Origin of the sequence: Streptomyces sp. NPDC091281 (assembly GCF_044757425.1) — a bacterium.
Classification (GTDB): domain Bacteria; phylum Actinomycetota; class Actinomycetes; order Streptomycetales; family Streptomycetaceae; genus Streptomyces.
Window position 1 is genome coordinate 1 of the sequence record NZ_JBIVUY010000018.1, and the last position, 12,711, is coordinate 12,711.

10 protein-coding genes are annotated in these 12,711 nt (G+C 75.4%); 6 read left to right on the forward strand and 4 right to left on the reverse strand.

What is annotated here, in order from left to right; all coding sequences use genetic code 11:
• Window positions 1–378 precede the first annotated feature (378 nt).
• Complete coding sequence (locus tag ACIQPQ_RS34845; RefSeq protein ID WP_383778832.1) at window positions 379–753, forward strand: hypothetical protein; 375 nt, start codon at window positions 379–381, stop codon at window positions 751–753.
• 213 nt (window positions 754–966) lie between these two features.
• Window positions 967–3,753 carry a SpoIIE family protein phosphatase gene (locus ACIQPQ_RS34850; RefSeq protein ID WP_401312233.1) on the forward strand — a complete coding sequence of 929 codons (2,787 nt, stop codon included), beginning with the start codon at window positions 967–969 and terminating at the stop codon, window positions 3,751–3,753.
• Between the two features lie 24 nt (window positions 3,754–3,777).
• Here the strand turns inward: ACIQPQ_RS34850 and ACIQPQ_RS34855 are convergent, their stop codons facing one another.
• Together ACIQPQ_RS34855 and ACIQPQ_RS34860 are read right to left on the reverse strand one after the other, a co-directional pair.
• On the reverse strand, window positions 3,778–4,428 hold the full coding sequence (locus tag ACIQPQ_RS34855) for a peptidoglycan-binding protein (protein WP_401312235.1): 651 nt from the start codon (window positions 4,426–4,428) through the stop codon (window positions 3,778–3,780).
• Between the two features lie 113 nt (window positions 4,429–4,541).
• On the reverse strand, window positions 4,542–5,372 hold the full coding sequence (locus ACIQPQ_RS34860) for a hypothetical protein (protein ID WP_401312237.1): 831 nt from the start codon (window positions 5,370–5,372) through the stop codon (window positions 4,542–4,544).
• A 234-nt stretch (window positions 5,373–5,606) separates the two neighbouring features.
• Between ACIQPQ_RS34860 and ACIQPQ_RS34865 the strand changes: the two genes are divergently transcribed.
• The 4 genes from ACIQPQ_RS34865 to ACIQPQ_RS34880 all read left to right on the forward strand — a co-directional run bounded on the left by ACIQPQ_RS34865 (window position 5,607) and on the right by ACIQPQ_RS34880 (window position 10,998).
• On the forward strand, window positions 5,607–6,455 hold the full coding sequence (locus tag ACIQPQ_RS34865) for a bifunctional methylenetetrahydrofolate dehydrogenase/methenyltetrahydrofolate cyclohydrolase (protein ID WP_401312240.1): 849 nt from the start codon (window positions 5,607–5,609) through the stop codon (window positions 6,453–6,455).
• A 94-nt stretch (window positions 6,456–6,549) separates the two neighbouring features.
• Entirely contained in the window at window positions 6,550–7,356 is an 807-nt protein-coding gene (locus ACIQPQ_RS34870) for a TetR family transcriptional regulator (RefSeq protein WP_401312243.1), read from the forward strand.
• A 284-nt stretch (window positions 7,357–7,640) separates the two neighbouring features.
• Window positions 7,641–8,057, forward strand: a complete 417-nt coding sequence (locus ACIQPQ_RS34875) for a Zn-ribbon domain-containing OB-fold protein (protein WP_401312529.1) — start codon at window positions 7,641–7,643, stop codon at window positions 8,055–8,057.
• Between the two features lie 130 nt (window positions 8,058–8,187).
• Window positions 8,188–10,998 carry a hypothetical protein gene (locus ACIQPQ_RS34880; protein WP_401312246.1) on the forward strand — a complete coding sequence of 937 codons (2,811 nt, stop codon included), beginning with the start codon at window positions 8,188–8,190 and terminating at the stop codon, window positions 10,996–10,998.
• 116 nt (window positions 10,999–11,114) lie between these two features.
• Here ACIQPQ_RS34880 and ACIQPQ_RS34885 read toward each other — a convergent pair whose 3' ends face one another.
• Window positions 11,115–11,495, reverse strand: a complete 381-nt coding sequence (locus tag ACIQPQ_RS34885; protein ID WP_383781857.1) for a PPOX class F420-dependent oxidoreductase — start codon at window positions 11,493–11,495, stop codon at window positions 11,115–11,117.
• A gap of 31 nt (window positions 11,496–11,526) precedes the next feature.
• Entirely contained in the window at window positions 11,527–12,705 is a 1,179-nt protein-coding gene (locus tag ACIQPQ_RS34890; protein ID WP_401312249.1) for a MalY/PatB family protein, read from the reverse strand.
• Window positions 12,706–12,711 lie beyond the last annotated feature (6 nt).

The window sequence follows — 12,711 nt, forward strand, 5'->3', positions numbered from 1 at the left end:
CGGATCAACGTGCTGTTCGCGATGCTCCGCGACGGCACCTTCTACGAACCCCGAACCCCACGCCTCGCTTGACGAAAGACATAGAGGCACCCCCCACTGGTACAACCCAGAGGGCTCATTGCGGACCAATCGAGCATGAATGTTTTCATACTCCTTGAAAAGACGACGGCATATATAAATACTGCTCACGGCCGCACCCGCCCACCAAGGGCGCACACACGGGCACCCGGTGTCGCCGTCTCCCGCCCGGGACGGCGACCGGGGTGTTCGGGGCCTCGCCCGTGCGAGTGCCCGTGGCGGCCCCGGCCGACCCCTGGGCCGGGGCCGCCCCGAACCGTCGGACCACCGTCCCGACGCCACACACCGGAAGCGAAGATCATGCCCCTGACGACTACGCGCATCAGCCCGGACTGGCCGTGCCAGGTCAAGACGCCGGGCAGCTACGACTGGGAGCGCTCGGCCGCCAAGTGGCTGCGCGAGCTGGTGCCCGCGCGCTACGCGAGCTATCCCGCGCTCCTGCGTCATCCGGTGCTGCTGGCCCGCCACGCGCAGATCCAGGTCCAGCACGAGATCCGGGTGGCCCGTACCGCGCTCCAGACCGCGCGGGCCGACCTGCCCCGGCTGGGCATGCCCGAGTCCGTCATCGAACACACGATCAAGCTGTACGCCGCCGAAGTCCTTCAGCTCCAGCACATCGCGCGCAGTGTCCGCGCGGTCAGCGACGCGCTCGTGGAGAGCAGCGTCGGACGCTGAGCCGCAGCTGAGCCCCCCTCCCCCGGCTCACTCCGGCCGTCCCCGGGCGCCCGTCCGGCCGGTCTTCGCGGCCCGCCCGGCCGCCGTCCGGGGCGTGGTGGCGGGGGACGTCCGCGCGGCTCCCCGGCCCGCGCGCGTCGGCCCGCGTCCTCGCCTACGAGAGGGTTTCGCCGGACCGTGATCGGAACGCGGCGGCTGTGCCATGCTCAAGTCGTGACGAGCGAATCCGCCCGGGCCGCCCCCTCCGGCGCCGCTCCCGGACCGACACCCCCGACCCAGGTCGCGGCCCTGGCCGAGGTCGTGGCCCGCCAGCGCGCCGAACTGGACCGGCTACGCGAGTCGGCCGCCAACACGGCCTTGGTCGAGCGCGCCACGGGCGCCCTCATGGCCCGCACGGGCCGCTCCCCGGACGCGGCCCGCGAGGCGCTGTCGCGCCGGGCGAAGGAGAACGGCCGGAGCCTGCTGGAGGAGTGCTGGGCCACGCTGGGCGCGCTGGGCGGCGGTCCGGGCCCCGAGGGTCCCGGTCCGGGTCCCGACCCGGGCGACGGTCCGGACGCGGGCGACGGTCCGGGCCGGGACGCGGGCATCGCCCAGGACAGGACCCCTGCCAGCACTCCCGGCACCCCCGACAGCACCGGCCCGGCGCCCGCGTTCGCGGGCGGGCCGGCCCCGGACCGGGCCGAGGCCGAGGCGCGCGCCCGGCTCGCCCGCGCCTTCCTGCGCGCCGACGGCCCGCACGGTCTCGCCCGCGTCCTGCTGAAGCACCTCGGCCCGGACACCGGGGCCGACGCGGTGGTCCTCCTCGCCCGGCAGCCCGGCGGAAGGGAACCGGAACTGATCGGGCACGCCGGGATCGACGACGCCGACGCGCGCAGGTGGAGCATCGTGCCGCCGCTGTCCACCGGCGCCGGACCGGACGGCCCCGACCCCGGACTCGACCTCGCCCTCGACCTCGGTGAGGCCCGTTGGCTGGAGGGCCCGGCCGATCCGGCGCACCGCTCCCCGGCCGGGGAACCGCCCGCGCCCTGGGGCTCGGTGGCCTGGCTGCCGGTGACGGCCGACGGCCCGCCCGGCACCGACCGCGAGGCCGCCCCCACCCACCGGACCACCCAGGTCGCCCGAGGTGCCCAGGGCTCCGAGACCCGCCCGGTGCTGGGCGTGCTCGGCGTCCTGCGCCGTCGGGAAGGGCCCTTCGGCCCTGCGGCCCGGCAGCGGCTGACGGCCGCCGCACGGCTCTGCGCGGGCCCCTTGCGCACCCTCGCACCACGGCTCCCGGAGCAGGACCTCACGGCGGGCGGTACCGTCGACGCCGTACGCGCGGTGTTCGAGCGGCTGCCAGTCGCCGCGGTGCTGCTCACCCCGGTGCGGACGGCGGACGGGGCGACCGAGGACTTCCGGATCGCGGCGGCGACCGCGGGCACCGCCGACAGCCTGGGCCGCGTCGGCCGTGACCTGGTCGGACTGCGGTTCCTGGAGTGCTGGCCGGCCGTGGCCGCGTCGCCGTTGTGGCACGGCTGCCTGGGCACGCTGGCCTCCGGGCGCACCTTCGAGGGCGAGCTGTCCGCCCGGCGCCGCACCGCGACCGGACCGGTGACCGCGGCGATGTCCGCCCCCCGCGCGCGGGACACCGGGACGGGACCGGTCGAGGACACCAGAGACACCAGGGACGCGAGGGACACGCCGGACGCGAAGGACGCGAAGGACGCCGCGGAGTCCGGCGACTCCGCGGCCGACGCCGAGACGCCGCACGTCGCGTCGGTGTCGCGGGTCGGGGACGCGCTGGTCGTCAGCTGGATCCGGCTCGACCCCTCGGCCCGCCAGCGGCAGCGCCTCGCGGACGTCCAGCGGCTGGGAAACCTCGGCTGGGCCGACTGGAACCTGGTCACCGGCGAGGTGACCTGGTCCGCTCAGGTCTTCCGGGTCTTCGACCGGGACCCGGCCGGGGGTGCCGTGGCGCTCGCCGGGCTGCCCGCGCTGGCCCTGCCCGAGGAGGTGTCCGCGCTGGCCCGCGCCATCGGGCTGCTGGTGCGGGAGGGGCTCCCCTGCGACCTGCCGTTCCGGACGGTCGCGCGCGACGGCGGCATCCGGCACCTGCGGGTGGTCGCCGAGGCGGTGTGCGACGAGCGGGGCGTGCCCGTCGAGGTGCACGGCTTCGTGCAGGACCTCACCGCGCAGCGCAGCGCCGAACTCGCCCTAGTCGCCAGCGAGCGGGCCAACCTGGTGCAGCACGGGGTGCTCCAGTCCGAGCGGACGGTGGCCGGTCGCCTCCAGGAGGCGCTGCTGCCGCTGCCGAGCAGGCCCGTCCTGCTGTCCGGGCTGCGGGTCGACATCGCCTACCTGCCCGCGCAGGCCGGGCTCAACGTCGGCGGCGACTGGTTCAGCGCCGTCGCCCTGCCCGACGGGGACGCCCTGTTCGTCGTCGGCGACGTCGCGGGGCACGGGATCGACGCGGTCGCCACGATGGCGCTGCTGCGGTTCACCGCGAAGGGCATGGTGATCACCGGTTCCTCGCTCACCGGGGCGCTCACCCGCCTCAACGCGCTGCTGCTGCACTCCCGTGACCCGCTGGGCACCGCGACCATGGTCCTGGCCCGCTACAGCCCGCGCGAGCGGCGGCTGACCTGGGCCCAGGCCGGGCATCCGCCGCCGCTGCTGCTGCGCGACGGCACGGCCCGCTACCTCGCCCGCCCGGTCGGCATGCTGCTCGGCGCGGGCGACACCCCGCGCTACGACGAGGCCGAGTGCCTGCTCACGCCGGGCGACCGGATCGTGCTGTACACCGACGGTCTGATCGAGCGGCCCGGGGAGAGCATCGACCGCGGTCTGGAGCGCCTCGCGCGCGCCGCGACGACGACCTCCGTACCGGTCCCGGGCACGCCGCCGCCCGACGAGCACCGCGCCGAGCCGCTGGAACGGCTCCTCGGCGCGCTGCTGGACCCCGAGCGGCGCGACGACGTCTGCGTCCTGGACATCCGGCTGCCGCCGGACGCTCCTGCCTGAGCGGCGGCCCTCCCGGCGGGCGGGTCAGGTGCGCGCCTCCAGGTCGCGGCGCGTGTCGTCGCCGTAGACGCCGCTCTCGTCGCCGCGGACGCCGTACCAGAGCTGGAAGCGGGCCACCGCCTCGGTGAGGAGGGTGTCGTAGCGGCCGTCGGTGGCGCCGTCGGCGTAGACGTCGGGGACGCGCCGCAGGCGCTGCTGGAGGTCGGTGACCTCGGGGCCAGTGGCTCCCTCGCGGAGGGTTCCGGGGCCGTCGGGGTCGTCGGCCGCCGCGGGCGGCGGGTCGGGGACCGGGGCGGTGGCCGGGGGTATGCGGGCGGTCGCCGGGTCGCCGTCGCCGCCGTCCAGCAGCAGGGCGGCGCCGAATCCGGCGAGGGCCGCGGTGAGGACGACGCCCGCGGCGACGAGCGCGCCGCGCGGCCCGGCCCGCCGCCGTCCCGCGCGCCGTTCCGCACGGCGGCCCGGGGGCGGGACGGCGGCGGGGACCGGGGGGATCTCCTCGGTCGGCGTCTCCGCCAGGGGCTCCACGGCCTCGTAGGGGCCGCCGTCCTCGGTCAGCTCGCGGAACAGCTCCGCGAGGGCGTCGGTGTTGCGGGGTCTGAGCACCCGGACGGGCTCCAGGACGGGGCCGCCCCCGCCGGTCCCGTCCTCCGGTCCGGGCCTCGCTGGTGCCGGCACGCCGCTCTCCCTCCGTCCGTACCGGAATTCCTCGGGGAGGGATACGGAGGGCGGGCGCCCCGGGTTCAACGGGCCGGGCGGGGCCACGCGGCCCGGTCGGCCCGGCGCGCCGTTCAGTCGGCGAGGAAACGGTGCAGGGACCGGACGAAGGCGGTGACGAAGGCGTCGCGGCGCGTGTCGTCCAAGGCGTCCAGCGACAGGTACGGGTTGAGGTCCTCCAGCTCGACCAGGAGGAGTCCGCCGTCGCGCGTGCGGCAGGCGTCGACGCGCTGGATGCCGTGCGCGAGGCCGTTCCACTCGACGAAGCGGCGCGCGAACTCCAGGTCGGCGACGGTGGCGTCGTACGGCTCCAGCCGCCAGCGGCGCTCGGGGTCGGGGGCGTAGAGGGCGTACTGGTAGTCGTGGTCGACGAAGTAGAACGACACCTCGTGCTCGAAGTCGACCAGCGGCTGGACCAGGGTGGCGCCGTCGCCGAGATCGGGCAGGGCGTCGGCGGCGACCACGCGCAGGCCGATGGAGTCGGCGCCGAGCTTGGGCTTGACGACGTAGCGGTCGGCGGCGGGCAGCCGGTGCAGGTCCTCGGCGCGGTCGACGGTGGGGACGACCGGGAAGCCCTGGGCGCTCAGGTCGGGCAGGTACTGCTTGCCCGCCATGTCCGCGCGCCCGGTGAGCGGGTTGTAGACGCGGGTGCCCGCGGCCAGGGCCCGCGCGCGGAAGGCCTCGTACTCCTTGCGGTGGCCGAGGACGGGGCCGCTGTTGCGGACGACGACGCCGTCGAAGGCGTCCATCAGCGCGGCGGCGTCCAGCGGGTGGCAGAGGGCGAGATCGAAGTGGGCGCGCAGCCGGGAGGTGAGGAGGACGTCCTCGTCGCCGTAGCGGCGCCCGCGGGCCTCGTAGGCGAGGTCGGTGACGTAGAGGAGGCGGGGGCGGCGGGCGGCGGACATGCGGGCTCCCTGGTGGTGCGGACGTGCGGGCGCTTCACCGCTACGGCGGTGCGGTGACTGTACGTCGCGCTCTGGGGAGAGATCGCAGGGGGGCCGCGGTCGGGCCGGACGGGCGAGGGGCCGGTGGGACGTACGATGGAGGGTGCCGGGTATCGGATCGTACGACCGGTTCCGGAGCGTCGTCCCCGGCCGGCTCCGCCGCCTCCGCCGTCTCCCGAAGGGCCCTGGACTTCCGTGACCACCGCAACACTGCTCGACGGCAAGGCCGCCGCGTCCGACATCAAGAAGGAACTCGCGCTGCGTGTCGAGGCGTTGAAGGAGCGCGGCATCGCCCCGGGCCTCGGCACCATCCTGGTCGGCGACGACCCGGGCAGCCGGTCCTACGTCGGCGGCAAGCACCGTGACTGCGCCCAGGTCGGCATCGCCTCGATCCGGGTCGAGCTGCCCGCCGACGCCTCCCAGGCCGACGTCGAGGCCGCCGTGCTGCGCCTCAACGCGGACCCGGCCTGCACCGGCTTCATCGTGCAGCTGCCGCTGCCCGCCCACATCGACACCCACGCCGTGCTGGAGCTGATCGACCCGGTCAAGGACGCCGACGGCCTTCACCCGGCGAACCTCGGGCGGCTGGTGCTGGGCATCCCGGGCGCGCTGCCCTGCACCCCGCGCGGCATCATCGACCTGCTGCGCCGCAATCACGTGCCGATCACCGGCCAGCAGTTCTGCGTGATCGGCTGCGGGGTCACCGTCGGCCGCCCGCTCGGCCTGATGCTGACCCGCAGCTCCGAGCACGCCACGGTGACGCTCTGCCACGAGGCCACGCAGGACGTGGCGGCGCACGCGCGCGTCGCGGACGTGGTCGTGGCGGCGGCCGGGGTCGCGCACATGGTCACCCCGGACTGGATCAAGCCGGGCGCGACCGTGCTGTCCGTCGGCCTGACCCGGACCGTGGAGGGCATCCTCGGGGACGTCCACCCGGACGTCAGCGACGTCGCCGGGTCGTTCGCGCCGCCCATCGGCGGGGTCGGCCCCATGACCCGCGCGATGCTGCTGACCAACGTGGTGGAGGCGGCCGAACGGCTCTGACGCCCCACCGGGCGCACACCACGGCGACGGCACTCGGTTCCCCGCGGAGGGAACCGAGTGCCGTCGCCGTGGGTCAGGTGTTACGTTCCCTGCCATGAGCGCCAGTGACCGCGGGACGTCCGCCGGGCCCGCCGCCGCGAAGCCGTCCATGCGGGACGCCCTGGTCGCGGCGGCCTTCACGCTGTTCCTGGAACGCGGCTACGAGCAGACGACGGTCGACGACATCGTCGCCCTCGCGGGCGTCGGACGGCGCTCCTTCTTCCGGTACTTCCCCTCGAAGGAGGACGTGGTCTTCCCCGACCACGAGCGCTGCCTGGCCGACATGACGGCCTTCCTGGCCGTCAGCGACCCCACCGCCGAGCCGGTGCGGCGGGTGTGCGACGCGGCCCGCCTGGTGCTGCGCATGTACGCGGAGAACCCCTCCTTCTCCGTGCAGCGCTACGGCCTCACCCGGCAGGTGCCGGGCCTGCGCGCCTACGAGTTGTCGGTGGTGTGGCGCTACGAACGGGCCCTCGCCGGATACCTCCGGGCCCGGTTCGCGGACCTGCCGGGCGGCGCGCTGCGCGCCGACGTCGTCGCGGCGGCCGTGGTCGCCGCGCACAACAACGCCCTGCGCTCCTGGCTCCGTTCGGCGGGCCGCGACGACCCGAGCACGACGGTGGACCACGCACTCGCCTACGTGCAGGCCGCGTTCGCGGACCCGGCCGGAGCCTCCGCCGAACTCCCGCGCGGCCCGCACGAGTTCATGGACCCCGGCGACCCTGGCGCCCAATACGAACCCGGTGATCCGGGCGATCCCCGTGACGTGGTGGTGGTCGTCTCGCGGCGCGGGGCGCCGCTGTGGCGCGTGGTCCAAGAGGTCGAGACGGCCTTCGGCCGGACGCCCGGCGGCGGGCGCTGAAGCGGCCGCGACGCACCCGCACGGCCACGGAACCGCCGCGGGAACGCCGTGATACCACCACGGAACCGCCGCGGAACTGCGGTGGGAACGCCGCGGAATCGCCGTGGGGCCACCGCGAACCGCCCCGGATCGGCCCCAGATTCGGGGTACGCAGTACCTTTACGCCTGGCACTGAGTGCCATACGCTGAGCTCCGTGCACGGTGGCACGGCGAACCGGGCACGCCTGTGCGCGGGGGCGCCGCGCACCCAGGGAAACCCGGTCGAGTGCAGGGAGTTGGCCAGCGTGTACCACCACTCAGGAAGCGCCGTACCGCAGGCGCCGGGCTCCGTCGCGGGGCTCCTCGACCGGCGGACCGGCACGGACACCGACGCGATCCTCTTCCAGCGCTGCACCTGGTGCGCGACCGCCATGTACCAGCGGCTGCTGTGTCCGGTGTGCCAGGGCAGCGATCTGCGCACCGAGCGCAGCGAGGGCACCGGCACGGTCCGCCACACCACCGTGGTGCACCGCAACACCCCGTCCGCGCGCAACGTCTCCCTGGTCGAGATGGCCGAGGGCTTCGTGGTGCGGGGCCGGGTGATGGGCCCGCTGATCGGTATTCACAGCGGTGACCGCGTACGGCTGTCGACGGCGAAGGACCCGGTCCGCGGCGAGCCGGTCTTCCAGTTGCTGGACGAGCCGTTCCGCGGCTGGCACTGACTGGATTCCGCCTCCGGGCGGACGGAATCGATCACAACAGGCAACCTGGCGGGCGGGTTTCGTCTCCTCCGTGACGCGAGGGGTTCCCGGACGGTCGGGGCCCAGCGCTCCGACTGCGAGGAGTGAACCCTTGATCCGTGCCGGACGCATCGGCGTCACCGCCGTGGCCGCGCTCGCGGCCCTGGCGGCAGCACCCGGACCGGCGCAGGCCGGTCCCCCCGACGGACCGATACCCGCGGCCGCGACGACCCCGTCGGAGGCGGCGGACGCGCTGCCGCCCGGCTGGCGGCTGGCCGGCGAGGGCGCGGGGCGCGCCCTCGTCTGGCGGTCGGAGCGGCCCGTGCCCATGGGCGACGCCCGGGTGGAGTTCCACGCGGGCGGACGGCTCCTCGGCGTCCCCCGGGCGGACGGGGACGGGCGGACCTTCCGGCTCTCCCTGGACCCCGCCGACCCGCGCGGCGCCGACCTGCCCGGTGCCGAGGCCCTGAAGGACCTGAGCGTGCTGGCGAGCGGGCGCCGCCTGGACGTGCCGCCGGGCGACTCCGGTCCCGGGAAGCGCGGTACGGCGAGCGCCGCCGCGCCTCCCCCGGCCGCGCTCCCGGCGAACCCGGTGGACCCCGGCAAGCCGGGCGCGTACCGCACGGTGACCGGCTCCTACGACCTCGCCCCCGTGAAGCTGCCCGGCTTCCCGAAGCCGGTGGAGATGCGGGCGGTGGTCGTCTCGCCGAAGGGCGCCACCGGCAAGCGTCCGCTCGCGCTGTTCCTGCACGGGCGGCACAGCACCTGCTACAAGCCGGGCACCGACGAGGTGACCGGCGACTGGCCCTGCCCGGCCGGGACCCGCGCGATACCGAGCCACAAGGGCTACGTCCGCGACCAGAAGCTGCTCGCCTCGCAGGGCTACGTCACCGTGTCGATCTCCGCGAACGGGATCAACGGCCAGGACTGGCAGGCCGACGACGGCGGCGCGCAGGCCCGCTCCTCCCTCGTCCGGCAGCACCTCGCGCGCTGGGCCGACTGGGCCGCGCGCCCCGCTACCGCCCCGGCCGGCGTGCGTGGCGTACCGAAGGCCGATCTGTCGAAGGTGCTGCTGTACGGGCACTCGCGCGGCGGCGAGGGCGTCAACCGGGCCGCCATGGACAGCCTCTACCCGCCGCCGAAGGCGCAGGACGGCTACCGCGGCCCGGTCCGCTGGAAGATCCGCGGGACCGTCCTCGTCGGACCGACGATCTTCGGCCAGAACCCGGTGGCCGACGTCCCCTCCATGACGATCCTCCCGGGCTGCGACGGCGACGTCTCCGACCTCCAGGGCGAGGTGTACGTCGACGGCACCCGCGGGGTGAGCCGGGGCACCGCCCTGCACAGCGCGGTGTACGTGGTCGGCGCCAACCACAACTTCTTCAACTCCGAGTGGACGCCCGGCACTTCGCAGGCTCCCTCGGACGACGACTTCTACGACGACCCGGAACACCGGGACCCCGTGTGCTCCCCCGGCACCCGCACCCGGCTGACCGCCGACCGGCAGCACCGGGCGGGAGCGGCCTATGTCGCCGCCGCGGCCCGGCTGTTCGTCGCCGGGGACGACCGGGTGCGCCCGCTGCTGGACGGCTCCGGGAAGAGCGCCCCGTCCGCCGGTCCGGCCCGCGTCCTGACCCACGCGGTCGGCGCCCGCCGCACCGGCGGCTTCCTGCCCGACGCTCCCGTGAAGGTGACCGGGGGCAGGCTGTGCGCGGCGGTCGACCCCGACCCGGCCAGGGCCTGCCTGGGTGAACGGGACAGCGCCTCACCGCACTTCGCGTCGTGGGAGACCGACAAGGAGGCGGGCCGGGGCGCGGTCGCGCTGAAGTGGTCGACGCCCGGCAAGGCGGCGAAGGTCACCCCGCCGAAGCCGGTCTCCCTGTCCGGCGCGAAGCGGCTCGCGCTGCGGGTGTTCGTCCCGCCGAACACCACCGGCACCAAGCTCGACGTGGCCGTCACCGATACCGCAGGTCGCCGGGCCGTGCTCGGCCGGGTCACCGTGGACGGTCTGCCCGGCAGCGCACGCACCGCCTCCAACTGGGCCCGTGAGCTGCGCGTCCCGCTGACCGCCGCCACCCGCGCGGGACTTGACCTGCGTCATGTGAAGTCCCTTCAGCTGACGCCGCGTTCGGCCTCCGGGCGGGCCTGGCTGATGGACGCCTGGGGCTGGGCGCCCGGCACCCCGGCGGTCACCGCCGCCAAGCTGCCGCGCGTCGACATCGGCCGTCTCTCGGTCGAGGAGGGCGACTCCGGGAGCCGCACCTACCGCATCCCGGTGCGGGTCTCCGGGCAGGGCAGCGGCACGGTCCGCTTCTCCGTGCTCGACCCCGACACCGGGCGGGCCGTGGACCGGCTGGTGACCGTCCGGCCGGGCGTCACCCCCGTCGACGTGCCGGTGACGGTGAAGGGGGACACCGTCTACGGCTACGGGCGGCAGCAGGACATGGTCGCCAAGGCGGTGCGCGGCGCGGTCGTGGGCAGCCACCGGGGCGGCGTCACGGCCGTCGAGGACGATCCGGCGCCCGTGACCACCCTGACGCCGGTCACGGACCGGGTCACCGAGGGCGGCACGCTCGCCTGGCGGATCTCGCTCTCCGAGCCCGCCGCCGTCGATCTCTGGGCGCCCGTGCGCCTCTTCCCGGTCACCGAGGGCGCCGCGCTCTCCACCAAGGACGTGGACCCGCAGTGGCTGTCGGACACGTCCGGCGCCCCCGCCGACCCGGAGCGCCCGCTGTCCGACGCCGACCTGTGGGTGTGGATGGGCATCCCGGCGGGGACCGTCTCGCTCGACGTCACCGTGCCCACCGTGCGGGACACGGTGGCGGAGCCCGCCGAGACGCTCCGCATCGCGCTGACCGACGACAGCGGCCGCCCGCTCCCGGGCGAGCCGGTCCGGACGGGGACGGTGACGGACCCGGCGTAGTCCCGACCGGGCGGGGGCGCCCACCGACCGGCACACGCCCCCGCCCGCTCAGGCCCCCCTCCACTCGGCACTCCCCCGCTGAGCGCCCTCCCGCTCGGCACCCCTCCGGGGGCCGGTCAGAGGGTGATCCGCACCCCCACCGTCCCCTTGGTCCCCCGGCGCAGTCGGCTGCCGAGCAGCGTCAGGCGGCCGGTGACGCCGTACTTGCGGGCGATGAGCTTGCGGTAGCGGGCACTGGTGGCCTCGTCGCAGATCTCGGCCGTGCCGGGGACCTGGGGGCCGGTCGGCCGCCCGCGCAGGTCGCAGGGGCCGACGAGGACGTCGCCGCGCGCCCGGATGCGCTTCACCTTCCAGGAGTCGGCGGCCGTCCAGGCGCCCAGCGCGTCCCCGTCGCGCACCACCCACACCGGCGTGGCGACCGGGGTCCCGTTCTTGCGGTAGCTGGTGATCAGCAGGTACTTGCCCGCGGCCAGCGTGTCGAGCGAGGTTGCGTCCATCCCGGAAGTGTAGGCAGGCCGACCCGCCCGGTCAGGCGAGCGCCGACGCCATCCGGCGTACGCCCTCGGTGAGGATCTCCGGTGTGGTGGCCAGGTTCAGCCGTACGTGCCCGGCGCCGCCCGTGCCGAAGTCGGGACCGGCGCTGAGCGCGACCCGGCCGCGCTCCAGGAAGACGGCCGCCGGATCGTCGCCGAGGCCGAGGGCACGGCAGTCCAGCCAGGCGAGATAGGTCGACTCACCCGGCCGGTGGCGGACTTGGGGAAGGTGCTCGGCCAACAGCTCCCGCAGCAGGTGCCTGTTGGCGTCCAGCCCGGACAACAGGGCGTCCAGCCAGGCCGTTCCGTCGGTGAGGGCCGCGGTGTGGGCGAGGACGCCGACGTGACTCGGTCCGTGGCTGACCTCCTCCGGCAGCCGGGCCAGGTCGGTGGCGGCGGCCGGACCCGCCACCGCGAGGGCCGCCTTGAGCCCGGCGAGGTTCCACCCCTTGGACGCCGACATCAGCGACAGCCCGTTCTCCGCGCCCGGCACGCTCAGGTACGGCACGAAGGGGGTGCCGTCCGCGGTGAGGGGGGCGTGGATCTCGTCGACGACCACGCGGACGCCGTACCGGTCGGCGAGGGCGGCCAGGGCGGCGAGTTCGTCCGCCGTGTGGACGGTGCCGGTCGGGTTGTGCGGGCTGCACAGCAGGTGCGCGGCGCGCCCGCCGCCCGCGGTGGCCGTCCGGTAGGCGCGGGCCACGGCGTCCAGGTCGAGGCGCCCGTCGGCGCCGAGCGGCGCCTCGGTGACCCGGCGGTCCATGTGCGCGACGAACTGGAAGAACGGCGGATACACCGGCGGGTTCAGGACCACCGGATCACCGGGTCCGGTGACCAGGTGGAGCATCTCGACGGCGCCCATCATCACGTCGGGCACGATCGCGGTCCGTTCGACGGCGAGGCCGTGCCAGTCCCAGCGTTTCGCGGCGAAGGCGGCCAGCGCCTCGGCGTAGGCGGTGCCCGCCGGATAGCCGGTGTCGCCGAGGGCTAGGGCGTCGGTGACCGCGCGGACGACGGGTTCGGCGAGCGGGACGTCCATCTCGGCCACCCACAGCGGCAGGACGTCGTCGGGGTGGGTGCGCCACTTCATGCTCGTACGGCGGCGGAGGCGGTCGAGACCGAGGGCGCGGAGGGGGTTCGGTTCACCGGGCGCGTCGTGCGAGATCCTGGTCATGGCGAC

Coding starts and splice junctions, on each gene's coding strand:
- ACIQPQ_RS34845 (WP_383778832.1), top strand. CDS start 379: ATGCCCCTGACGACTACGCGCATCAGCCCGGACTGGCCGTGCCAGGTC.
- ACIQPQ_RS34860 (WP_401312237.1), bottom strand. CDS start 5,372: ATGTCCGCCGCCCGCCGCCCCCGCCTCCTCTACGTCACCGACCTCGCC.
- ACIQPQ_RS34870 (WP_401312243.1), top strand. CDS start 6,550: ATGAGCGCCAGTGACCGCGGGACGTCCGCCGGGCCCGCCGCCGCGAAG.
- ACIQPQ_RS34885 (WP_383781857.1), bottom strand. CDS start 11,495: ATGGACGCAACCTCGCTCGACACGCTGGCCGCGGGCAAGTACCTGCTG.
- ACIQPQ_RS34890 (WP_401312249.1), bottom strand. CDS start 12,705: ATGACCAGGATCTCGCACGACGCGCCCGGTGAACCGAACCCCCTCCGC.